Annotated in this window: 22 protein-coding genes and 1 pseudogene; 9 read left to right on the forward strand and 14 right to left on the reverse strand. The window is 70.9% G+C overall.

The window, feature by feature from the left end; translation table 11 throughout:
• Nucleotides 1-308 precede the first annotated feature (308 nt).
• The gene (locus tag ACFVX6_RS14480; RefSeq protein ID WP_389691262.1) at nt 309-1091 is read left to right on the forward strand and encodes a hypothetical protein; all 783 of its coding nucleotides are present in this window, start codon (nt 309-311) and stop codon (nt 1089-1091) included.
• Nucleotides 1092-1132: 41 nt separating this feature from the next.
• Here ACFVX6_RS14480 and ACFVX6_RS14485 read toward each other — a convergent pair whose 3' ends face one another.
• Genes ACFVX6_RS14485 through ACFVX6_RS14495 form a run of 3 tightly spaced genes read right to left on the reverse strand, consistent with a single transcriptional unit; the run spans nt 1133 to nt 2890 of the window.
• Nucleotides 1133-1528: a nuclear transport factor 2 family protein gene (locus ACFVX6_RS14485; protein WP_389691264.1), complete on the reverse strand. Its 396-nt coding sequence runs from the start codon at nt 1526-1528 to the stop codon at nt 1133-1135.
• A gap of 24 nt (nt 1529-1552) precedes the next feature.
• The gene (locus tag ACFVX6_RS14490; protein WP_389691266.1) at nt 1553-1927 is read right to left on the reverse strand and encodes a DUF4267 domain-containing protein; all 375 of its coding nucleotides are present in this window, start codon (nt 1925-1927) and stop codon (nt 1553-1555) included.
• A 45-nt stretch (nt 1928-1972) separates the two neighbouring features.
• A complete protein-coding gene (locus ACFVX6_RS14495; RefSeq protein ID WP_389691268.1) occupies nt 1973-2890 on the reverse strand; it encodes an NADP-dependent oxidoreductase in 918 nt (305 codons plus the stop codon).
• Nucleotides 2891-3027: 137 nt separating this feature from the next.
• On the opposite strand from ACFVX6_RS14495, the gene ACFVX6_RS14500 reads away from it, so the two are divergent.
• Nucleotides 3028-3474 (forward strand): winged helix-turn-helix transcriptional regulator, encoded by a 447-nt coding sequence (locus ACFVX6_RS14500; RefSeq protein WP_389691270.1) that lies wholly within the window; start codon nt 3028-3030, stop codon nt 3472-3474.
• Between the two features lie 30 nt (nt 3475-3504).
• Here ACFVX6_RS14500 and ACFVX6_RS14505 read toward each other — a convergent pair whose 3' ends face one another.
• The 6 genes from ACFVX6_RS14505 to ACFVX6_RS14530 form a co-directional block, all read right to left on the reverse strand.
• Complete coding sequence (locus ACFVX6_RS14505; protein WP_389691272.1) at nt 3505-4650, reverse strand: RNA polymerase sigma factor; 1146 nt, start codon at nt 4648-4650, stop codon at nt 3505-3507.
• A 1-nt stretch (nt 4651) separates the two neighbouring features.
• On the reverse strand, nt 4652-5065 hold the full coding sequence (locus ACFVX6_RS14510; RefSeq protein WP_389691274.1) for a YciI family protein: 414 nt from the start codon (nt 5063-5065) through the stop codon (nt 4652-4654).
• A 106-nt stretch (nt 5066-5171) separates the two neighbouring features.
• Nucleotides 5172-6122, reverse strand: coding sequence for a hypothetical protein (locus tag ACFVX6_RS14515; protein ID WP_389691276.1), 951 nt, complete (start codon nt 6120-6122; stop codon nt 5172-5174).
• Nucleotides 6123-6214: 92 nt separating this feature from the next.
• Nucleotides 6215-7708, reverse strand: coding sequence for an APC family permease (locus ACFVX6_RS14520; RefSeq protein ID WP_389691278.1), 1494 nt, complete (start codon nt 7706-7708; stop codon nt 6215-6217).
• A 248-nt stretch (nt 7709-7956) separates the two neighbouring features.
• Nucleotides 7957-9420 (reverse strand): SH3 domain-containing protein, encoded by a 1464-nt coding sequence (locus ACFVX6_RS14525; protein WP_389691280.1) that lies wholly within the window; start codon nt 9418-9420, stop codon nt 7957-7959.
• A 131-nt stretch (nt 9421-9551) separates the two neighbouring features.
• Nucleotides 9552-10136: a TetR/AcrR family transcriptional regulator gene (locus tag ACFVX6_RS14530; RefSeq protein WP_389691282.1), complete on the reverse strand. Its 585-nt coding sequence runs from the start codon at nt 10134-10136 to the stop codon at nt 9552-9554.
• Nucleotides 10137-10301: 165 nt separating this feature from the next.
• Here ACFVX6_RS14530 and ACFVX6_RS14535 point away from each other — a divergent pair, with 165 nt between their 5' ends.
• Both ACFVX6_RS14535 and ACFVX6_RS14540 read left to right on the forward strand, forming a co-directional pair.
• A complete protein-coding gene (locus tag ACFVX6_RS14535) occupies nt 10302-10694 on the forward strand; it encodes a nuclear transport factor 2 family protein (RefSeq protein WP_389691284.1) in 393 nt (130 codons plus the stop codon).
• A gap of 50 nt (nt 10695-10744) precedes the next feature.
• Nucleotides 10745-11149 (forward strand): DUF1992 domain-containing protein, encoded by a 405-nt coding sequence (locus ACFVX6_RS14540; RefSeq protein WP_389691286.1) that lies wholly within the window; start codon nt 10745-10747, stop codon nt 11147-11149.
• Nucleotides 11150-11192: 43 nt separating this feature from the next.
• Here the strand turns inward: ACFVX6_RS14540 and ACFVX6_RS14545 are convergent, their stop codons facing one another.
• A complete protein-coding gene (locus ACFVX6_RS14545) occupies nt 11193-11663 on the reverse strand; it encodes a nuclear transport factor 2 family protein (protein WP_389691288.1) in 471 nt (156 codons plus the stop codon).
• 353 nt (nt 11664-12016) lie between these two features.
• Between ACFVX6_RS14545 and ACFVX6_RS14550 the strand changes: the two genes are divergently transcribed.
• Entirely contained in the window at nt 12017-12592 is a 576-nt protein-coding gene (locus ACFVX6_RS14550; RefSeq protein ID WP_389691290.1) for a S1 RNA-binding domain-containing protein, read from the forward strand.
• A 25-nt stretch (nt 12593-12617) separates the two neighbouring features.
• Here the strand turns inward: ACFVX6_RS14550 and ACFVX6_RS14555 are convergent, their stop codons facing one another.
• From ACFVX6_RS14555 to ACFVX6_RS14570, 4 genes are all read right to left on the reverse strand, one after another.
• Entirely contained in the window at nt 12618-13460 is an 843-nt protein-coding gene (locus tag ACFVX6_RS14555) for a hypothetical protein (protein WP_389691352.1), read from the reverse strand.
• 162 nt (nt 13461-13622) lie between these two features.
• Nucleotides 13623-14363, reverse strand: a complete 741-nt coding sequence (locus tag ACFVX6_RS14560) for an SDR family NAD(P)-dependent oxidoreductase (protein WP_389691292.1) — start codon at nt 14361-14363, stop codon at nt 13623-13625.
• A 34-nt stretch (nt 14364-14397) separates the two neighbouring features.
• On the reverse strand, nt 14398-15396 hold the full coding sequence (locus ACFVX6_RS14565; RefSeq protein WP_389691294.1) for an SGNH/GDSL hydrolase family protein: 999 nt from the start codon (nt 15394-15396) through the stop codon (nt 14398-14400).
• A 190-nt stretch (nt 15397-15586) separates the two neighbouring features.
• Nucleotides 15587-16171, reverse strand: a complete 585-nt coding sequence (locus ACFVX6_RS14570) for a TetR/AcrR family transcriptional regulator (RefSeq protein ID WP_267038404.1) — start codon at nt 16169-16171, stop codon at nt 15587-15589.
• Nucleotides 16172-16295: 124 nt separating this feature from the next.
• On the opposite strand from ACFVX6_RS14570, the gene ACFVX6_RS14575 reads away from it, so the two are divergent.
• The 4 genes and pseudogenes from ACFVX6_RS14575 to ACFVX6_RS14590 all read left to right on the forward strand — a co-directional run bounded on the left by ACFVX6_RS14575 (nt 16296) and on the right by ACFVX6_RS14590 (nt 20089).
• Complete coding sequence (locus ACFVX6_RS14575; RefSeq protein ID WP_389691296.1) at nt 16296-17888, forward strand: MDR family MFS transporter; 1593 nt, start codon at nt 16296-16298, stop codon at nt 17886-17888.
• Between the two features lie 438 nt (nt 17889-18326).
• Nucleotides 18327-19148, forward strand: a complete 822-nt coding sequence (locus tag ACFVX6_RS14580; RefSeq protein WP_389691298.1) for a polysaccharide deacetylase family protein — start codon at nt 18327-18329, stop codon at nt 19146-19148.
• A gap of 1 nt (nt 19149) precedes the next feature.
• A pseudogene (locus ACFVX6_RS14585) lies at nt 19150-19371 on the forward strand (nuclear transport factor 2 family protein); the annotation flags it as partial.
• A gap of 91 nt (nt 19372-19462) precedes the next feature.
• Nucleotides 19463-20089: a hypothetical protein gene (locus ACFVX6_RS14590; protein WP_389691300.1), complete on the forward strand. Its 627-nt coding sequence runs from the start codon at nt 19463-19465 to the stop codon at nt 20087-20089.
• Nucleotides 20090-20126: the final 37 nt, after the last annotated feature.

Below are 20126 nucleotides of genomic sequence, written 5' to 3' on the forward strand. Positions count from 1 at the left end.
TCGATCACCAGTCGGACGAGGGCGCCATCCGCACTGGTGAGGCCTGCCGACGGGAGAAGGCTGTACCCCGCAGGAGCTCCGTGGTCACGGCTGTGTCCTAGACGCGTCTTCGTTACGACAGGGTTGTTTGGCAACTCGGGCGGCGGGGCCTGGGGGTTCGGGGAGTCCCGGGAACCCGGTGGCGGGACGCGGACCTGGGCGAGCCTGCCGGTGGCGGGGGCCGCCGGGTGCCTCGCCCCCACCTGCTCGGGGTGAGGTGAGTAGGCGTACTCATGTGGCCGGTGAACCGGGCCCCGCATGATGCGGGCATGCGATCACTCCTCCTCCCGAAGTCCCTGCTGCTGGCCGTACTCGGCTGCGTCGTGCTGTCCGGCTGCGGTACCCGGAGCGCCACCACCGATCAGGCCCTCGCGGGCAGCGGCGTCCAGGCGGCAGCAACCGTGCCGGATGCTGCGGCGAGCGACGAGGATCAGGAGCTGCGGTTCATGAAGCTGCTGACCCGGGACGTGCCGCGCTGCGAGCAGTACGTCGCGAACGACAAGGGCCCGCTCCCCAAGGAGCTGCCCTCCGGGGGGATCACGCCCGAGTCCGAGGACCTGCCGGGTTGGGAGCCCGGCGCTCCGGAGCGGATGGACGGGCCGGGCGAGACTTCGCCCGGTGCTCCGAACGCGGGCGGACGTACGCCGGTCCCCCTGCCGGATGCTCCCGCGCCGCCGGAGCCGGACCCCGACTTCACTCCGCCCAACCCGGAAGAGGAGGTGCCCTTGAACGCTCATGAGGAGTGCTTCGGCGGCGAGGAGGCGCAGCGCGTCAGCGAGGCGTTCAAGAACACGAAGGCGGCCGGCTACGAGGCGATGCACAAGAAGCTGACGGAGCTCGGCTACCCGGCGGCACGCATCCACCGGATGCCGGACCACGCGGGCGCGCCCCGGGCGCGGGTCGACCTGCGCATGATGGGAGGCCGGCTGGCCCTGGAAGTCACGGGAACCGGCAGCGGCGTCACCGTCGAAGCGTTCGGGGCTCTGGAGACGGAGGAGACGGACGTGGCCGGGGTGAAGCGGAAGCCGAAGCAGGGCGCGCCCGCGTCCTGACCGGCACAGGCACCGGCTCCGTCAGGTGGTGCTGCTCGATCTCAGCCCGCGGTGTCCGTCTGCAGGGGTTCGACCAAAGCGGCCCGCCACTCCGGGCGCGGGTCGGCGCCCAGGCTCGTCCAGTACTCCGTCCCCCGGACGATCCGTCCGTCGCGGCCGGTCCAGAACGATGCCGCACGGAACACCCCGAGGCCTTCGTGCGGGACCTCCACCTCGGAGACGACCTGGTCGCCGGCGGCGACGATCCGCAGCACGCGGATGGTCCAGCCCTCCGGATACTCACGGTTCACCGCGACGTAGTTCTTGCTGCCCACGATGCGTTCGCCGCTGACCGGCCACTCCACGACCGCGTCCTGCGCGACCAGTTGGGCGACGGCGTCCCAGTCCCGCGCCTGGATCCGGTCCCACAGCATCTCTACGACTCTCAACGGCTCCATGGGCCACACCCTGCCATGGCGGGGTCAGAGCAGGAGGCCGATGGCGGTTGCCACCATGACCGCCGCCGTCGCGGCGTGGACGCCGTAGGCGGTGGCCTTCGGCCCGCCGCTGCGCAGCACGATCACCGCGTCCGCGACCGGCATCACCGCGAACGTCAGCAGGTACCAACCCAGCACCGACGTCGGCGCGACGAGCATCAGTACGAACATGAAGATCCCGCACACGATCTCGCGCGCACCCTTCACCTGCAGCCAGGACCGGAAGGCGGGGTCGTCGACCGGTGTATCGGGAATGCCGAAGCCGCTGGCGTTCTGCGGCATCGTGATGGCCATCGTGCCCATGACGATGAGGGCCGCGCCGAGCAGGCCGGCGAGAACGGTGGCAAGGGTGGTGAGCATCGGCTGTCCTGTTCGGTGAGGGAAGCGTTGTGGACGTAGGGGTGGTCAGGGGACGAGGACGATCCGGCCGCGTACGCCGCCCTTGGCCATCGCCTCGTAGGCGTCGGCCGCTTCGGCGAGCGGGGTGACGGCGTGGACGCGAGTCGGCAGTTCCCCCGTCGCCGCCCGCTCGAGCAGGCGGGCGAGGAGCGGGCCGTCGGGGCGGGCGAACAGGACCTCGACGGCGATGCCGCGCTCCTCGGGAAGCCGGAACGCGGGCTGTACGCCTACGAAACGGCCACCGTCGCGCACCGCCCGCAGGGCGTCCTCCTGAAGGGCTCCGGCGTCGGCGACGGCGTCCCAGCCCTGCCCGACCCCGGTGGCGAAGTCGGCGCCGAGGCCCCGTACGAACGGCTCGTCGGCCGCTCGGGCCATCCCGGTCACCTGCCAGCCGCGGTCCTGGGCCAGTACGGCGACATGCGCGCCCACCGCACCGGCCGCGCCGGTCACCAGCAGGCGACGGCCCTCGCCGGGCGCCTCGCCGAGGAGGTCGACGAGCTGGGCCGCGGCGGTGGCGTTGAGCGGCACCACGGCCGCCTCGACCAGGTCCAGGGTGTCCGGTACGACGGCGACCTTCGTGGCGGAGACCAGGAGGTGTTCGGCATGGGATCCGTGGTCGCGGTTGAATCCGTCGAGGAACCCGGCGACCCGCGTGCCGACCCGCAGCTCGACGCCCGGTCCGACGGCATCGACCGTGCCGGCGAAGTCCCAGCCGAGCCCGGTGTGCCGAGGCTGGTCGACCAGGCCGAGCCGGTGGAAGACACCCCCGGCCACCCCCAGGTCCACCGGGTTGACCGCCGCGGCGGCGACCGTGACCCGGATCTGCTCCGGCCCCGGCTCGGCCAGTGGGACGGTGACGGTCTCGATCGACCGGGGGCCGGACGGGACGCGGACCACGGCCCGCCGGGACGTCATCTTCTGCATGGTCAACTGCTCCTTCGTGGATGCCTGGTGAGGAGTTCTTGTCATCGCTTGGATGTGTCACCACCATGGAGGAACCTGCTTCCCGGCAGGAAGTAGGCACCTGGAAGTGCCTAAGTGACCGAGCGGAGAGGCGAGTTATGCCGACCACGACCGCATCCCAGCGGCGGGCCGCAGCCAAAGCGGAGTACGACGCGTTCTTCGCGCAATGTCCCAGCCGCCAACTCCTGGAGCGCATCTCCGACAAGTGGGTCGCCCTCGTGCTCGCCGCCCTGGGCGGGGACGGCCCGGGGACCACCCCCGGCGACGAGCCGCAGCCCATGCGCTTCTCCGAGCTGCAACGCCGGATCTCGGGCGTGAGTCAGAAGATGTTGACGCAGACGCTGCGCGCACTGGAGCGCGACGGGATGGTGACCAGGACCGTGACCCCCACGGTGCCCGTCACCGTCAGCTACGAGCTGACCGATCTCGGCCGCTCGCTCCAGGGACTCATGAAGGGGATCAAGGCCTGGGCGGAGGGCCACATGGAAGAGGTCCTCACGCATCGCGGCGGCTACGACCACGGGCCGGGCGACGCCGCCGACTGATGCACGGAGCAGTCCCCGGTGCGCGGTGGATCAGTCGCGGCGGGCGGAGTTCAGGCGGGCCGCCTGGCGGGTCAGGTGGTCGCGTTCCGCGAGGTTGGGGGCCCGGTGGGCCGCCTCGGCGTACAGGCGGGCCGCCGCGGTCAGGTCGCCGTCGCGCTCGTGGAGGTACGCGGCGACCGCGGTGTGGCGGGGGAGCGTGGCGTCGAGCTCTGCCAACGCCGCCAGGCCGGCGCGCGGGCCGTCGGCCTCGCCGACCGCCACGGCGCGGTTGAGGCGGGCGATCGGGCTGTCGGTCAGGCGGACGAGCTCGTCGTACCACTCCACGATCTGCACCCAGTCGGTCTCCTCGGTGGTCTGCGCGTCGGCATGCAGCGCCGCGATGGCGGCCTGCGCCTGGAACTCGCCCAGTCGGTCGCGGGCGAGAGCGGCATGCAGGATGCCGATGCCCTCGGCGATCAGCGTCCGGTCCCAGCGGCTGCGGTCCTGCTCGGCGAGCGGGATCAGCGTGCCGTCGGGGGTGGTGCGCGTGGCGCGCCGCGCATGGTGGATCAGCATCAGGGCGAGGAGCCCCGACACCTCGGGGTGGTCGATCGAGGCCGCCAGGCCGCGGGTGAGGCGGATGGCCTCGGCCGCGAGGTCCACGTCGCCGGAGTAGCCCTCGTTGAAGACCAGGTAGAGGACGCGCAAGACGGTGCCGACGTCACCGGGGCGGTCGAAGCGGACGTCGGAGACGGTGCGCTTGGCGCGGCTGATGCGCTGCGCCATCGTGGCCTCGGGGACGAGGTAGGCCGCGGCGATCTGGCGCGTCGTGAGTCCGCCGACCGCGCGCAGTGTGAGCGCGACGGCGGAGGAGGGGGTCAGGGAGGGGTGCGCGCACAGGAAGTACAGCTGGAGCGTGTCGTCCACCGCGGGCGCGGGGCCCGGCGCCGGTTCCTCCTCCACCCGGTCCTCGCGCCGGCGGCGGGCGGTGTCCGCCCGCGTCGCGTCGAGGAACCGGCGCCAGGCCACGGTGATCAGCCAGGCCTTCGGATCCCGCGGCGGTTCCTCGGGCCAGACGCGCACCGCTTCGAGCAGTGCCTCCTGGAAGGCGTCCTCGGCCGCCGCGAAGTCTGCTCCGCGGCGGACGAGGATTCCGAGGACGTGCGGGGTGAGGCTCCGGAGCAGGGCCTCGTCCACGTCAGTGGCACTCGGGGACGGTCGGCGGCGCGGCCAGGAACGGGCGCAGCTCCAGCCACTCGTGGATCGGCTTGCCGCCCGCACCGGGGGCCGCCGACAGCTCCCCGGCCAGCTCGAGGGCGCGCTCGTAGCTGTCCACGTCGATCACCATCCAGCCGGCGATCAGGTCCTTGGTCTCGGCGAAGGGGCCGTCGGTGACCGGCGGGCGGCCCTCGCCGTCGTAGCGGACCCAGGTCCCCTCGGGGGCGAGCGCCTGACCGTCGACGAACTCGCCGGTGCCCTCCAGCCGGTCCGCGAAGTCGCGCATGTACTGGATGTGGGCCGTGATCTCCTCCGGCGTCCACTCGCTCATGGGGACGTCGTTGGCGGCAGCCGGGGCGCCGCGGTAGTGCTTGAGAAGCAGGTACTTGGCCATGATGGTCTCCTCCGTGCCGTGCGGCCCATTCTGGCCGCTTCCACTGAGGAGACGGAGCAGGGCACGGGTTCTCGACATCCCCCGCCGAGAACTTTCAAGATCTTTTCTACCGCTGGTCCAGCACCTTGTCCCGCCAGCGGACGAAGAGGCTCTCCGCGTCGCCGCTGTACGACCACGGGACCCGCGTGGCCCGGTTGTCCAGCAGGGCGAAGACGGCCGGCGCCTGCGCCTCCATGCCCGCGTGGACCAGACCGTGGGCCAGGTGGTTCAGGTCGGCGACGTCCTGGGCGTACGAGACCGTGCGGTGGGCGATCCAATGGTCGAGCGCGTTGCGCAGGTCCCAGCGCGCCCGGTCCCCGCTCCAGTGGTAGGCCAGGCCGATCGCGGTGCGCCCCTCCGCCTCCATCTGGTGCCGGTACTGCTCCGCCCGCGCCACCTGCGGCAGCACCACGAGCGGTGTACCGGGCGGGGCGTAGACGGCCACGTCCCAGGCGAAGTTGTTGGCCTCGCCGTTCGATCCGTGCCAGCGCGGGGACAGGTAGCGCAGCGCCTGGTGGTGGCCTTCCCGGTGGTAGGGGTCGCGGGCGCGGAGCTCCTTCCACCAGTGGCCCATGTTCGGGTCGCCGCGGTCGTACAGCCTGGCCAGCGTCACGAGGGAGACGTACGGGTACGGGTCCTCGGGTGCCAGTTCGGCGGCCCGCAGACAGAGGCCGGCCACCTGGTCCAGGCTGTCGTTCGCGGGCATCGCCCCGCTGCGCGCCGCGGCGAACGTCCGCATCACCTCGGTCTCCGCGCGCAGGACGGCCGCGTCCGGACTGCTGGGGTCGGCGGCGTACCAGACGTCCACGGTGCGCCGACTCGCCGCCGCGTCCGCGAGCAGCCGGATGCGGTGCGCGCGCCGGTCCCAGTCGTCGCGGGGGTGCTCGGCCAGGAGGTCGCGGGCCCCTTCCCAGCGGCCCATCACCATGTCCTGGCGGCACTGCTCCAGGCTTCGGTCGCCGAACGCCTGGTCGTAGACCGGTGCTCCGGAACGGCGGCGGCGCGGCCAGGGTGCCATGGACTTTCCTCGGATCGGTGGGGGTGGACGACGACGCGGGTGCCGGCGTGCACGTGCACCAGCAGGCGCCGCTGCCGGTGCTCGGCGTGGCGTCAGAAGTCGGTGAGCACGTCGTCCCGCCGTTCGGCCGCCGCGAGGCCCGGTCCGGGGACCGGTCCGGAGCCCTGTTCCTCGTAGAAGGCGTCCTGTTCGGGATCCAGCGGCCTGGGCCTGAAGTACGAGACCCCCTGCAGCCGGGAGAAGGTCATCGGGATCAGCCCCAGTGCGAGCGCCCCGAGGCCGATGGCGAGGGCGCTGCCGGTCAGTTCCGGAACCGACATGGCGAAGATCCAGATCATGAACAGGGCTCCGCCGAGCGGCCACACCCCGACGAAGACGAAGGTGCCCACGGACCTGAACAGCACCTTGCGATGGGCCACCACGGCCGCCAGGCCGGCGAGGGCGTAGTAGAAGGCGATGTGCAGGCCGATGGCGCTGACGGCGTCCCGTACGAACTGCGTGCCGGAGCCGGCCGTGGCGGAGACGGCGACGAGGAGCAGCGCCACGGCCGCCACGGTGGCGGTGGCGACGGAGGGCGTCTGCCAGTCGCGGTGGATGCGGCCGAACGCGGCGGGCACGGTGCGGTCGCGGCCCATGGCGAAGAGCGTGCGGGTCGCCTGGAGCAGGCTCGTCTCCAGGGTGGCGACCATGGACAGCACGACGGCGAGGACGAGCAGCCGGCCGCCCCAGCCCGGCCAGACGGCGTCGCCGAGCACGGAGAGGAAGCCGTCGGGGTTGTTCCGTACCGCGTCCGCGCCGATGAGGATGTTGGTGGCGATGGTGAAGACGACGAAGACCGCGAACGACAGCGCGACTCCGATCAGGCCGCCCAAGCCGAAGGAACGGCGACTGGTGCGGGTCTCCTCGTTGAGATTGCTGGAGACGTCCCAGCCCCAGTAGCTGACGCCCGCGATCAGCGCACCGGCGACGAAGCTGTGCGAGGCGTCGAAGTGGCCGAAGCCGAACCAGGAGAGCGAGAAGTCCGCCGCGTTCCCGTCCTTGGCCAGCGCGGCGACGGCGAAGGCCAGGAGCAGCACGAGCTGGACGCCGGTGAGGATGCGGCGGGTGTACGGGCTGATCCGGGCGCCCAGCGCCACCACGCCCGCCATGAGCAGGAACCAGCCGGCGCCGACGGCCGTGGCCAGGCCGGTGTCCGCGGCCAGGTCCGGGCTGAAGAGGGCGAGCGTGGCACTGCCGGCCGGGAGGGTGGCCGACACGAGGAAGGCCGTCGCGGCGACGACCAGGGCCCAGCCGCTGAGGAAACCGAGGAAGGGATGCAGGGTGCGCGCCACCCAGGCGTAGCTCGCCCCGGCGTTGACGTCGAGACGTCCCAGATGACGGAAGGCCAGCGCGATGCCGATCATCGGTATCGCGCAGTAGAGGAGCACGGCGGGACTCGCGACCCCGACGGTGGCGATGAGCGCCGGGATCGTCGCGGCGACGGTGTACGCCGGCCCGCAGCCCGCGACCGCCATCACGATGGAGTCGAACGTCCCCAGGGTGCCGGCGCGCAGGCCGCCTCCGTCGCTGCCGGCCCTTTTGCTCACCACTGGCTGTGCCCTTCTGAACCGCGTACAAGGGCTAGATCTTGCCCGCGGGGGCGGTGGGGGCACAAGGGCTACTCTTCGGTTTCTTTTGTTCAACTACCTGTTGAGGGTGGGGATTGACGGTCCGAATGGATCGGTGGTGCGGATTTCGTTGTCCGTGCAGCTGTCTCCCACGGGGGCGGAAACGACTTCGGTGCGCATCGGGGCTCGGGGGCCTCGATGCGCACCGAAGGGTGGGTGGTGCCGGGTCAGCAGGTGGGGATGCGGTTCAGGTTCGCGGCGTAGCGGGCGGCGATCCAGCCGCGGCCGTCGGCGAGCTTGTACCAAATGGCGTTGCCGTCGACCTCGGTGCCGTTGGTCTTGCACTGCACCTGGACCTCGGTGCCGTGCTTGATCACGCCGGTCTTCTTGTACTGGGTGCCGGGGCCGGTGCGGACGTGCAGCTTGTCGCTGACGATGCGGGCCTTCGGCTTGCCGGGCTTGTCGCCCTTGCCGCCGTGGTCCTTACCGCCGTGGTCCTTGCCGCCGTGGTCCTTGCCGCACTTGCACGTTCCGGGCTTGCCCTGGTCGCCCTTCGGGCCCTTCGGACCCTGCTCGCCCCTGGGTCCGCCCGGTCCGCGCTCGCCCTTCGGACCCTGCTGGCCCTTCGGGCCGTGCTCGCCCTTCGGTCCGCCGGGGCCGCGGTCGCCCTTCGGGCCCTGCTCGCCCCTCGGTCCGCCCGGTCCGCGCGCTCCCGTCGGTCCGGCCGGGCCGCGGTCACCGCGGTCGCCCTTGTCGCCCTTGTCGCCCTTGGGTCCGCCGGCCGGGCCGGTGTCGCCCTTGGGGCCCTGCGCTCCGCCCGGTCCGGGTACGCCGGCCGGTCCCGTCGGGCCCTCGTTGCCCTGGTCGCCCTTCGGGCCTGCGGGGCCGGTGTCGCCCTTCGGGCCCTGGGGGCCTCCGGCCGGTCCCTGGTCGCCCTTCGGGCCCGCGGGGCCGGTGTCGCCCTTGGGGCCCCTGTCGCCCTTGGGTCCCTGCGGACCCTTCGGCCCGTGGTCGCCCTTCTCGCCGCGGTCCCCCTTCTCGCCGCGGTCGCCGCGGTCCCCGCGCTCGCCCTTCTCGCCGCGCTCGCCCTGGTCACCCTTGTCGCCCTTGGGGCCGGGGCGGCCGTGGTGGCCGGGCTTCCCGTCGTGGCCCGGCTTCCCGTCGTGCCCGTCGTGCCCGTCGTGCCCGTCGTCGCCCTTGGGCCCGGTCACCGGGGTGGACACCGCGTACAGACCGGGCGAGGCACCGGCCGCCGCCCACTCGCCGCCGTCGAGGGTCGTTCCCTCGGGAGCGTCCGCGTCCACCCGTACGAGTACGCCCAGCCGGGTGTCGCTCTGCGCCGGGAAGGCGAAGCCCGCCCGGGTCCCGGCGTCACAGGTCAGCTGGCGGGCGTTGCCCGAGAGGGTGCAGGGCGCGCCCGCGCGGTCGCCGTTCCAGTAGAAGCGGGCCTCGGGGAAGGTCGTCCGCTCCGGCGCGGTGATCCGGAAGCTGCTGCTGTGTGCCGGATCGCCGCTGGTCTCCGCCACGATCACCACACGGCCGGTCTTTCCGGCGGCGATCGAGGGGACGTACGGCTGGGAGAACCGGATGTGCGGCGAGCCGGCGGCGAAAGCCGGCACGGCCGGCAGCAGGCAGGTCGCGGTGACGGCCGCGACGACCAGGGCGGCCGACGTGCAGCGGGAAGCAGACAAGGGTGTTTCCTCCGCGAGGAAAAGCGACGGAACCGGAGGGCGACCGCCGAATGCGGTCTTCCGGTGGACAAAAGTCCCAACACCAGTTAAAAGCTGACAATGCAACCTGGTTGTGTACGACGCGTAACCGGTCACTCGGCAGCCGCGTGAATCCCTCCGCCCACCTGCATCAGGACGTACGCCGCCTCGCGCGCCCGCACCGCCGCCCCCGGGCCCGGTTCCAGGGCCGCGACCACCGTCGCCCCCTCGACCAGCAGCAGCAACTGCTCCGCCAGACCCTCCCGGCCCGGCCCGGCGATGCCGGCCAGCAGCGCCCGTAGCTCCGCCTTGTGACGGCGTACGACGTCCAGCACTCCGGCGGGACCCGCGCCCAGCTCCCCGTACGCGTTCAGGAACGCGCAGCCGCGGAAGTCCGGCTCCGAGAACCACTGCGCGAGCCACTCGAAGACCGCCCCGACCGGGTCGGCCCGCCCTGCGGCGACCGCTGCGCTCAGGCTCGCCATCCAGCGCCGGTCGCGGCGCTCCAGATAGGCGGTGACCAGGGATTCCTTGGACGGGTAGAGGCGGTAGAGCCGCTTGAGCGGGATGCCCGACTCGGTGCGGATGCGGTCCATGCCCACGGCCTGGATGCCTTCGGCGTAGAACAGCGCCTCCGCGGCGTCCAGCAGGCGCGTGCGGGCCTCTTCGTCGTTCATCGGGGCGGGGGCTGTGGGCATGACAGCAGCGTAGACCAGAATCCCTTGCGTCGAGAACGGCCGTTCTCTACTCTCGAGGCAGCGATGAGAACGGCCGTTCTCATCCACGTCCAGCTGACGCCGAGAGGTGCCCTCGTGACTGCCGCTCCTTCCTCTCCTTCCTCTCCTTCCTCCCTGCGACCGCCGTTGCCGCCCTTCACTGAGGAGTCCGCCCGCGCCAAGGTGCAGGCCGCCGAGGACGCCTGGAACAGCCGCGACCCCGAACGCGTCGCCCTCGCCTACACCGAGGACTCCGCCTGGCGGAACCGCGACCGCTTCCTGAACGGGCGCGACGAAATCCGCGCCTTCCTCGCCGACAAGTGGGAGCGCGAGCTGGAGTACCGGCTGCGCAAGGAGCTGTGGGCGTACACCGACAACCGCATCTCCGTGCGCTTCGAGTACGAGTGGCACGACGCGAGCGGCCAGTGGTGGCGCAGCCACGGCAACGAGCAGTGGGAGTTCGACGCCGCGGGCCTGATGCGCCGCCGCGAGGCCAGCATCAACGACATCCCGATCAAGGAGTCGGACCGCCGTCTCTGAGGCCGATGTCAGGCCGGAGTTATGCTGGCGGGGACCCCTTGGGAGGCAACGTGACCGAGCGCAAACCGCCTGGTGTCAGCTTCGAATCCTTCGTGGACCGCCAGATCAGACAGGCGGGGGAGCGCGGGGACTTCGCGGAACTGCCCGGCTTCGGCAAGCCGCTGGCCTCGCTCGACGCCCCGTACGACGAGCTGTGGTGGATCAAGGGCAAACTGCACCGCGAGGGCTTCGCGGTCCTCCCGCCGGCGCTCGCGCTGCGCAAGGAGGCGGAGGACGCCCGGGAGGCGGTCAAGGCCGCCCGCACCGAACGCCAGGTCCGCGCCCTCCTCACGGAGATCAACGACAAGATCCGCGCGACCCTGCGCAGGCCCCCGCCCGGCCCTCCGCTGAACCTCAAGGAATTCGACGTAGAAGCCGAACTCACCCGCTGGCGGGAGTCCCGGGAGCCCCGCTAGGCCGTGCATCGAAGCGGATCTCGAGCAATGAATGATCTCGGGCTCACTGATCCTTGGCGTCCTTCGCTTCCTGCGCTTCCTGCGCTTCGAATGCTTGGGCGACGGCCAGGCTGTCCTCGTAGACGTGGTGCCGGGTGACAAGGCCGTCCACGACGGTGAGATGCAGAGCGAACCGCGCCTTGTAGGCCCGTCCGGTGGGCCGGGCGGTCTGACGAATCTCACCCAGCACGACCGCGTCGTTTCCGTCGACGAGGATGCGCTCGACCTCGGTCGCCACGTGCTCCGGCACGTGGTGCTCGGCAAGCTCGCGATAGTGGGCGACCGCGTCGGCCCGGGTGGACCGGTGACGGATCCACGGCGTGGCAGTACGGCCGTGCTCGGCCTCCGGCCAGTCGAGCTTCCAATCACCCTGCTCGGCGTACAGCTCGGCGATGCGCTCGGGGTTGCCCGCGCCGATTCTGCGCAGCAACTCCTCAACCACAGTGAGCGTGTTCGGAGGTGTGGCTAGGGACATGGCTGACCTCTCCGTCTTGGTCCGCGTCCTGCGACGCGAAGAGATCACCAACCTTGCCGGCGTGGGCACGCCGAGACGATTACCTCGGACGTAAGGCGAGCGGATCACCAACCGCCTTCGAGGCCGTTTCCCTGCTGGTTCGCCCACGGCCTGCGGCAGGAGCGACAGCCGCCGACACGGGCGCAGCACCGTCAGAAGACAGACTCGCCAGGCTGTACGAGGAGCATGGGCGCGCGCTGTGTCCCGTCAGCTGCCACATCCCCACCGCGACCTGACCCTCGGGGCGTCGCGCGAGGTCGAACCGTAAGGAAACGAGCCAAGACGTGCGGCCGGCGCCGACTAGCCTGACCTCCATGTCCGAGCCGACCCGTGATCCTCGTATGCAGTCCTTGATCGACCAGCTCCGGACGGGCGTCGTGAGGACGGTGAAGGTCACCGGGTTCGACGGAACGGACGTCCTGGTGCAGGTCGTTGGAGTCGAAGACGGAGAAGCCGAGATCGCGCGGATTCCTCACCACGAGGCGTCGATGCGCTGGACGGAGCATCCTTCCGAGCTGTTCGAGGTCGGCCAGGAGGTCGAGGCCGAAGAGACCGGACGCTGGCGCGATCAGCTGCACCTCTCCGCCAGGGCGTGCGAGATCCCGGCCCTGCGGGCCTTCCTCCTCGCGTTCGAACCGGGGCAGGTCGTGACCGGGACGGTGTCCGCGGTGCACGACTTCGGGGTCTTCGTCCACGTCGACGGCGAACCGGACGGCCTCTGCACCGGCTTCATCCGGGTGCCGGACCTGACGTGGGGTTGGATCAGCCACCCCTCCGAGGCGGCCGAAGCCGGCCGACGGATCACCGCTGAGGTGATCATTGCCGACACGCGCTCCGGACAGGTCACGCTCTCCTTGAAGGCTCTGCAGGAGGATCCGCTCGTTCGCTGACCAACGAGCCGGGCGACACCCCGGATCAACGCGTCGCCGAAGGCGAGCTGATCCGGGCCGAGCGGGGTCGGGCGCGCAGGGCCGGCAGTCGGGCGGAGTCCTCCGCTCCGGCCAGGCTCTCGCCCAGGGCCAGGAGCGAGAGGAGCCGCACCGGCCGGCCGGCTGCGGCGGCAGCCTCCAGTTTGTGGTGGCCGTCGAGGAGGAAGTGGGTCAGGCCCCAGTGCACGGAGGGGTCATCTCCGAAGCTGATGGCGGGCTGACACACGTCCAGCGTGGAGATCGCCACCGCCGTGGGGACCGTTCCCTGCTCCATGAGCGCGACGTACTCCTCGACGCGCTCCCTGTCGTTCAACGTCGGGGGAACCATGGGCACGACGAACTCGTAGAGGTGGGCGTCCGCGTCGACGGCGGTCTCGAAGGTCCGGTAGTACGGGGTGTGCGGGTATTCGGGGAGGCCCCAGAACTGATTGATCCCCCACGAGGTGACCTGTTCGCCGCTGAAGTAGTCACCTTCCCCACCGGGGATGATCAGCCGTGGTTCCACGCTCAAGAGCAGCGGAAGGTACTCGCCCTCCGGCAGCAACGCACCGAACGCCTCGATCACGCCGCCGTCGTCCGGATCGTCCAGTGCGCCGGTGAGCCGTTCCTGCACGCTCTCCAGGGACAACTTCTCGCCCGCGGTCTCCAACCGGCGGAACAGGAACGGGCACGTTCCGCAGTAGAAGCTGAGCTCGAAGGCAGGCTCGTCGTCGACCATGAGCAAGCGGCGCCGCGGCCCGCCGCCGAGCTCATGCAGTTCCGTCCCGAAGCGCAACCGCGCCTCGGGGGCGGGACGGCCGAGGTTGCGCGGTTCGCCCGATGTGATCATCACGGACCGACCGTACGGGATGCCGGTGGATCGGTTCCACCGCGCCTCTACGCATACGGCCCGACCTGGGACGCCGACGCGACCGAGCTGACGGGCCGGGCAGACGGGCTGGAAGCGCGGGCCGCGGCCGCGGCGGGCTCCTGAGCCCGATCCGGCCCGCCGTCAGCGGGTGGTCCAGCCGCCGTCGAGGACGAGGCTGGCACCGGTCATGTTGGAGGACATGTCCGAGGCCAGGAACAGGGCCGCGGAGGCCACCTCGTCCGGGCGGCCGAGCCGTCCGAGGAGGGTGCGTGCCTCGAAGTCCGCGCGCATGGCCTCCGGGTCCGGGCTGGAGAGGAAGACCCCCTCCAGCAGCTCCGTCGAAATCGGTCCCGGGCAGAGAGCGTTGATGCGGATGCCGGCCTTCGCGTGGTCGATGGCCGTCGCCTTGGTCAGCTGGATCACCCCGCCCTTGGAGGCGCAGTACGCCGCCACGCCCGCGTCACCGACCACACCGAGCTCGGACGCCAGATTGACGATGACCCCGCCGCCCCCGGCGGTCATGGCCGGGACGGCGTGCTTGGAGCAGAGGAACACCCCGCGCATGTTCACCGACATCAGCCGGTCCCACTCCTCGACGGTGGTGTCGAGGATGGTCTTGGCGAACTCGATCCCGGCATTGTTGACCAGGACGTCCACCCCGCCGTGCTCCGCGACGGTGTGCGCGATCAGGGCGGCGACCTCGGTCTCCTCGCTCACATCGGTGCGGACGAAACACCCGCCGAGCTCCGCCGCCTCCCGCGTCGCGTCCAGGACGTCCGCGAGGACGACGCGCGCCCCCTCCTTCGCGAAGCGCTCCGCGATGGCAAGTCCGAGCCCCTGCTTGGCCCCGGTGACGACGGCGGTCTTTCCGGTGAGCAACATGTCGGCCAGCGTACTGAATGTCGGGTTTTGAATGTCAGGTCCTGGACGCCCCCAGCGCGGTGAGGGCCTCGGTGACGCGGTCCGCCTGGTGGGTGGCTCCGCGGAGGTTCGGGTGCAGCACGGTGCAGGCCTCGCCCCGGGCAGGGATGGAGCGGCAGAGCTCGGAGGGCGGATCGCTCTGCTCGCCCGGCCCGGTCAGACTGTCCTTGATCCCGTACATCCAGCGCTGCTCGGCGCCCGCGCACACCCCGTGCCCGGTGCTGGAGGAGTACGTGTCCACGTACACCGCGCCGCTCCGGCGGGCCTGTTCCCGTAGGAGGGTGTTGAGCCGGCGCTCCACGGAGTCGAGCCAGGGCATGTCTCCCTTGGCGACGGTTCCGAGCTGGTGCCAGGACCCCCACCCGCAGCCCGCGGAGCTGTCCACGACGGCCGGATACCCGACGACCGCCACCCCGGCGCGCGGTGCGCGCGTGCGAATCTCCTTCAACAGGGCCGCGAAATCGGCTTCCAGCGCGGTGAACCGGGCGTCGAGCCCCGCGGCGCCCCTGCCCCGCGCGTAGTGATCGGCGCACGGGGAGCCCGTACCGAAAGTGGCCAGGCCCCGCTTCACGCAGGCCTCGACGATCTCGGCGAAGCCCACGGAGTTGCCGCCGGCGCCGACCGTGACCAGATCGGCGGCTGCCGTAACGGCCTTGATCTGCGCCGGTTTGGCGGCCCATCCGCCCGGTGGCGGCACGGATGGTGGCCCCTTCAGCTCGGACTGCGGGCCCAGTAGACCCGCTCTGACCTCCGCGGCGGAGCAGGTGACATCGGTGAGCTTCACCTTCAGCCGCCGCGCGGCCTGGTGCGGATAGTCCTGCTCGGAGCGGCCGCATCCGTCGGTGTTCCAGGGGCGCACGAAGGAGGCGGCGCTGTACGAGTCCCCGAGGGCGACGTAGGAGAGAGGAGCGGCCGGGGCGGGCGCCTGCGGCGCGAGCGCGGTGGCGAAGACGGCTGCCGCGGCGGCGACGGTGGTGAGGGCGAGACGCATCATGACGGCGGTCCCTTCGGCTCGGGCGCCACGGTCGTTCCGCAGCGCGCATCACCAAAAGTAGCCGACATGACTACGGAGAGTAACCATCCGGGGTTGCATTCGTTCGATCGAGTGAACGAAGGGGCCCGGGAAGGGGCCGAGGGGGGCTGAGGTGGGTCCGAGGCGGGTCCGAGGTGGCCCGGGGGAGGGGCTACGCCTGCCCGTGGGCCTGGGTGATCAGGTCCGTCGCGACCTCCAGGGCGGCCTGGCGGGTCTCCTCCGGGTCGCCCTCCACGTGCTGGAGGAACATCATTCCCGCGTGCAGCGTGAACAGGGCGCTCACGCACCGCACTTGATCGGCCAGTGGGGCGTCCTCCTGGCCGGTCCGGAGCAGTTCCACCAGGGCGAAGAGCCGCTTCTTCACCGTCTCGCCGATGGTCAGTTCCCGCAGTGAGGCCTGGTTCTCCTGCATGAAGCGGTACAGCGAGGCGCCGCCGGCCATCGCCTCGCTGTAGCGGCGCAGGACCTCACGCTTCATCTCCAGCGTGCGCGGCTGCTCCTCCGCCCACTGGATCAGCTCGTCGATGGGCCGCGTCAGGTCCTCGAACAGGCTGATGATGATGTCTTCCTTGGTCTTGAAGTGGTAGTACAGCGCCGCCTTCGTGACCCCGAGCCGCTCCGCGATCTCCCGCAGCGACGTCTTCTCGTACCCCTGCTCGGCGAAGAGTTCCAGTGCGACGTCCTGGATGCGCTGCCGCGTATCGCCGCGGCGCTGCTGCGGACTGCTGCTGGACATGACTCTCCCCTGACTTACTTACTTGACGCCCGGCTAGTTACGGGTCTACCTTCCCCAGTGTAGTGAACTAGCCGGTCGGCAAGTAAGTCCCAGGGCCGGTGCGCATGCGCCAGGGGAGTGGAACATGGTGGAGAACAAGATCAAGACGGACACCTCGGAGGAGGTGAAGCCGCGCAGCGTGCGGGTCGTCTTGATGGCGCTCATGATCGCGATGCTGCTGGCCATGCTCGACAACATGATCATCGGCACGGCCATGCCCACGATCGTCGGCGAGCTCGGCGGCCTGGAACACCTCTCGTGGGTCGTCACCGCCTACACCCTGGCCACCGCCGCCTCCACTCCCATCTGGGGCAAGATCGGCGACATGTACGGGCGGAAGGGCTCCTTCCTCACCTCGATCGTCATCTTCCTGGTCGGCTCCGCGCTCAGCGGCATGGCCCAGGACATGGGCCAGCTCATCGGCTTCCGCGCGATCCAGGGCCTCGGCGCCGGTGGTCTGATGGTCGGCGTCATGGCGATCATCGGCGACCTGATCCCGCCCCGCGAGCGCGGCAAGTACCAGGGCATGATGGCCGGCGTGATGGCCCTCGCCATGATCGGCGGCCCGCTGGTCGGCGGCACCATCACCGACCACATGGGCTGGCGCTGGTCCTTCTACATCAACCTCCCGCTCGGCGCCGTGGCCCTGGCCATGGTCACCGCGGTGCTGCACCTCCCGAAGAAGACCCACGGGGAACGCCCCAAGATCGACTACCTCGGCGCGGCACTGCTGACCATCGGAATCACCTCCACCGTCCTGGTCACCACCTGGGGCGGCACCGAGTACGCCTGGAGCTCCGCCGAGATCATCGGCCTGATCGCCGTCGGCATCGCCTCCATCGCCGGGTTCCTCTACGCCGAGACCAAGGCCGCCGACCCGGTCATGCCGCTGCACATCTTCCGCAGCCGCAACTTCGCCCTCATGTCCGTGATCGGCTTCCTGGTCGGCTTCGCGATGTTCGGCGGCGTGCTGTACCTGCCGCTCTTCCAGCAGTCGGTCCAGGGCGCCTCGGCCACCAACTCCGGCCTGCTGCTCCTGCCGATGCTGCTCTCGATGATGGTCGTCTCGCTCGTCGCGGGCCGGATCACCACCAGCAGCGGCAAGTACAAGATCTTCCCGATCATCGGCGGCGGGCTCATGGTCGTCGGGCTCTTCCTGCTCGCCACCATGGACACCGGGACGAGCCGCCTGATGTCCGGTGTGTACATGGCCGTCCTCGGCGCCGGTCTCGGCTTCCTGATGCAGATCACGATGCTGGTCGCGCAGAACAGCGTCGAGATGAAGGACATGGGCGTCGCGTCCTCCTCGGCGACCCTGTTCCGTACGCTCGGCGGCTCCTTCGGCGTGGCCCTGATGGGCTCCCTGTTCACCAGCCAGGTCACCAGCACCATGACCGACCGGCTCGGTCCGGAGGCGGCGGCCAAGGCGGGCTCGGCCCAGCTCGACGCGGCGAGCCTGGCGAAGCTTCCGGAGGTCGTCCGGGACGCCTACCAGCACGCGGTGGCCGCCGGTACGCACTCGGCGTTCCTGCTGGGTGCGGGCATCGCGGTACTGGGCTTCGCGGCCGCCTGGTTCGTCAAGGAGGTCCCCCTGCGGGGCGCCGGGCCGGCCGGGGCGTCCGGTGGCGGCGGATCGGCGAAGTCCGAGGTGGCGCCGGAGGCGGCCGTCGTGCACTGAGTTGCTCGCGCGTGGGTGTGGTGGGCCCGGCTCGGTGGATCTACGGATCCTCCGGGCCGGGCCCATCTGCACGCCCTGGGCGGGACACGCGGGGGGTCGGCTGCGGCCGGGCGGTGGGCCGCTGCGCGGGGCCTTGCCCAACCGCTCCGGCATGCCGTCACCGACGGGGCGATCAGGAAGTGCTTGCCGCCTTGCGCATGAGTAGGCGAACCTCCGGCTCGAGCCCGGGCCTTGGGGTCGAGATGTCCGGTATGAGGCAGGTCCGATCGTCCTCGGTTTCGGTCGGGACGGAATTCGGGACGATGAAGGACCAAAGTCCTACAACCCGGAATTTATGGGCCATTCGGCTGGAACCCCGCATCCCCGCCCGACGTCCTGACCAGTGCGAGGTCACACGGCGGACGTGGATATGGGGAGTTGAGACACCAGATGGGGTTCATGACGCGCACGCAGATGCGGGGTACGAAGGCACGGATCGCCGTCGTTGGAGCGGTGGCGGCGGTGGCCGCGACCGCATGGGGGGTGACGGCGCTCGTCGACCCGGGCCACGACACCAACCACCAGAACGTCTCCCGGCAGACCGACGACCCCGCGAAGGGGGATGCCGAGCCCCAGGCGCCGGGGAAGCCGGGCGGGCAGGTCCCCGACGGCATAGCCCACGCGTCGGAGAGCGGCGGCAACGCGGTCAACATCACCATCGACGACGGGCCCGACCCCCAGTGGACCCCGAAGGTGCTGGACGTACTGAAGAAGTACGACGTGAAGGCGGTCTTCTGCATGATCGGACCGCAGGCCAAGGACCACCCCGACGTGGTCAAGAAGGTCGTCGCCGGCGGCCACCGGCTCTGCGACCACACCATGGACCACAACACGGGGATGGACAAGAAGCCCCTGGCCTACCAGCAGCAGCAGATCCTCGACGCGAAGAAGCAGATCGAGGACGCCGCGGGCGGCGGCGCCAAGGTGGAGTACTACCGGGCCCCCGGCGGCGCGTTCACCCCCGAGAGCCGGGCCCTGGCCGCCGCCAACGGCATGCGCCCGCTCGGCTGGAACATCGACACCAAGGACTTCAGCAAGCCCGGCGCGGCCGCGATCGTGGGCACGGTCAAGGCCGAGATCGGCAACGGTCCGACCGTCCTCTTCCACGACGGCGGCGGCGACCGCACCCAGAGCGTCGAAGCCCTCGACCAGGTCCTCGCCTGGCTGAAGGAACAGGGCCGGCCCACCGGCTTCCCGGTGGTCACCGGCCCCAGCGCCTGACACGCCGTCCGACGACGGAACGGAGCGCGACCTCCACGAGTGGATCGACCGGGAGATCTTCGACTCCGGCGGCCCCATGGACGTCCAGTCCGAGTCCGACGGCGGCCGCACCCTGACCGTCGGCTACCGCAACGACACCTGGGGCGAGATGCGCACCTCCTGGCGGTTCGTCATCGCCCCCGGCGGCGGCCGCATCAGCCGCTTCGAAACCGGTCAGGCGTAACACTCGTCCACCACCGCCCGGCCGGATCCCGTACGGGTGAAAGGGCGCCCGGCGTCGTTCCGGCCCGCCGGAGGGTCCCGTTGGTCCGGGCATGAACCGCACCCGCACCGCCGCCCTCGTCCTCGCCGCCGCCGCGGCGGCCCTCGCCCCGGCCCTCTCGGGCGCGGCCACCGCCGCGGACGGCGCGGCGTACCTCCAGGATCCGAGCGGAGGGGAGAAGTCGATGAAGTCGATGTGGACCAAGGACGACATGCACAAGGTGGAGGCGCAGTTCCGCTTCCACCCCTCCATCCAGTACAAGACGATCACCCGCCCCGGCCCCAAGGGCGCCGAGGAGTACGAGCGCAAGGTCGGCGACCCCAAGACCCTGGCCTGGGAGCCCGGGTACGAGTTCGCGTGGTCCGTGGCGGATTCGCAGGGGGTCAAGAAGGTGCTGACGACGAAGGACGGCAAGCAGGCGCTCGTCCTGCACGCCGTTCTGCGCGATGCCCGGCGCTCCGAGGTGGCGCGGGTGCACCAGGAGCTCGAGAACCGGCCCGCGACGGGCCGTACGAAGGTTCCGGGCGGCAAGCGCATCAAGTGTGACACCGGTACTTACACGGTGGAATGGTCGGTCACCCGCACCGGCTACGGCACCCTCACCGGGTCCCTGCCGTGGGACTCCAGCTGCGAGCAGTACCGCACGGCGTTCACGCCGAAGAATCAGGGCGCGAGCTGATCGAGCCGAGTGGGGCCTCCCGGAGGAGGTGGGCCGG

Origin of the sequence: Streptomyces sp. NPDC058289, assembly GCF_042880975.1 — a bacterium.
GTDB classification, from domain to species: Bacteria; Actinomycetota; Actinomycetes; order Streptomycetales; family Streptomycetaceae; genus Streptomyces; species Streptomyces stoeckheimensis.

Coding starts and splice junctions, on each gene's coding strand:
- ACFVX6_RS14480 (WP_389691262.1), top strand. CDS start 309: ATGCGATCACTCCTCCTCCCGAAGTCCCTGCTGCTGGCCGTACTCGGC.
- ACFVX6_RS14485 (WP_389691264.1), bottom strand. CDS start 1,528: ATGGAGCCGTTGAGAGTCGTAGAGATGCTGTGGGACCGGATCCAGGCG.
- ACFVX6_RS14490 (WP_389691266.1), bottom strand. CDS start 1,927: ATGCTCACCACCCTTGCCACCGTTCTCGCCGGCCTGCTCGGCGCGGCC.
- ACFVX6_RS14495 (WP_389691268.1), bottom strand. CDS start 2,890: ATGCAGAAGATGACGTCCCGGCGGGCCGTGGTCCGCGTCCCGTCCGGC.
- ACFVX6_RS14500 (WP_389691270.1), top strand. CDS start 3,028: ATGCCGACCACGACCGCATCCCAGCGGCGGGCCGCAGCCAAAGCGGAG.
- ACFVX6_RS14510 (WP_389691274.1), bottom strand. CDS start 5,065: ATGGCCAAGTACCTGCTTCTCAAGCACTACCGCGGCGCCCCGGCTGCC.
- ACFVX6_RS14515 (WP_389691276.1), bottom strand. CDS start 6,122: ATGGCACCCTGGCCGCGCCGCCGCCGTTCCGGAGCACCGGTCTACGAC.
- ACFVX6_RS14530 (WP_389691282.1), bottom strand. CDS start 10,136: ATGCCCACAGCCCCCGCCCCGATGAACGACGAAGAGGCCCGCACGCGC.
- ACFVX6_RS14545 (WP_389691288.1), bottom strand. CDS start 11,663: ATGTCCCTAGCCACACCTCCGAACACGCTCACTGTGGTTGAGGAGTTG.
- ACFVX6_RS14550 (WP_389691290.1), top strand. CDS start 12,017: ATGTCCGAGCCGACCCGTGATCCTCGTATGCAGTCCTTGATCGACCAG.
- ACFVX6_RS14555 (WP_389691352.1), bottom strand. CDS start 13,460: ATGATCACATCGGGCGAACCGCGCAACCTCGGCCGTCCCGCCCCCGAG.
- ACFVX6_RS14560 (WP_389691292.1), bottom strand. CDS start 14,363: ATGTTGCTCACCGGAAAGACCGCCGTCGTCACCGGGGCCAAGCAGGGG.
- ACFVX6_RS14565 (WP_389691294.1), bottom strand. CDS start 15,396: ATGATGCGTCTCGCCCTCACCACCGTCGCCGCCGCGGCAGCCGTCTTC.
- ACFVX6_RS14570 (WP_267038404.1), bottom strand. CDS start 16,171: ATGTCCAGCAGCAGTCCGCAGCAGCGCCGCGGCGATACGCGGCAGCGC.
- ACFVX6_RS14575 (WP_389691296.1), top strand. CDS start 16,296: ATGGTGGAGAACAAGATCAAGACGGACACCTCGGAGGAGGTGAAGCCG.
- ACFVX6_RS14580 (WP_389691298.1), top strand. CDS start 18,327: ATGACGCGCACGCAGATGCGGGGTACGAAGGCACGGATCGCCGTCGTT.
- ACFVX6_RS14590 (WP_389691300.1), top strand. CDS start 19,463: ATGAACCGCACCCGCACCGCCGCCCTCGTCCTCGCCGCCGCCGCGGCG.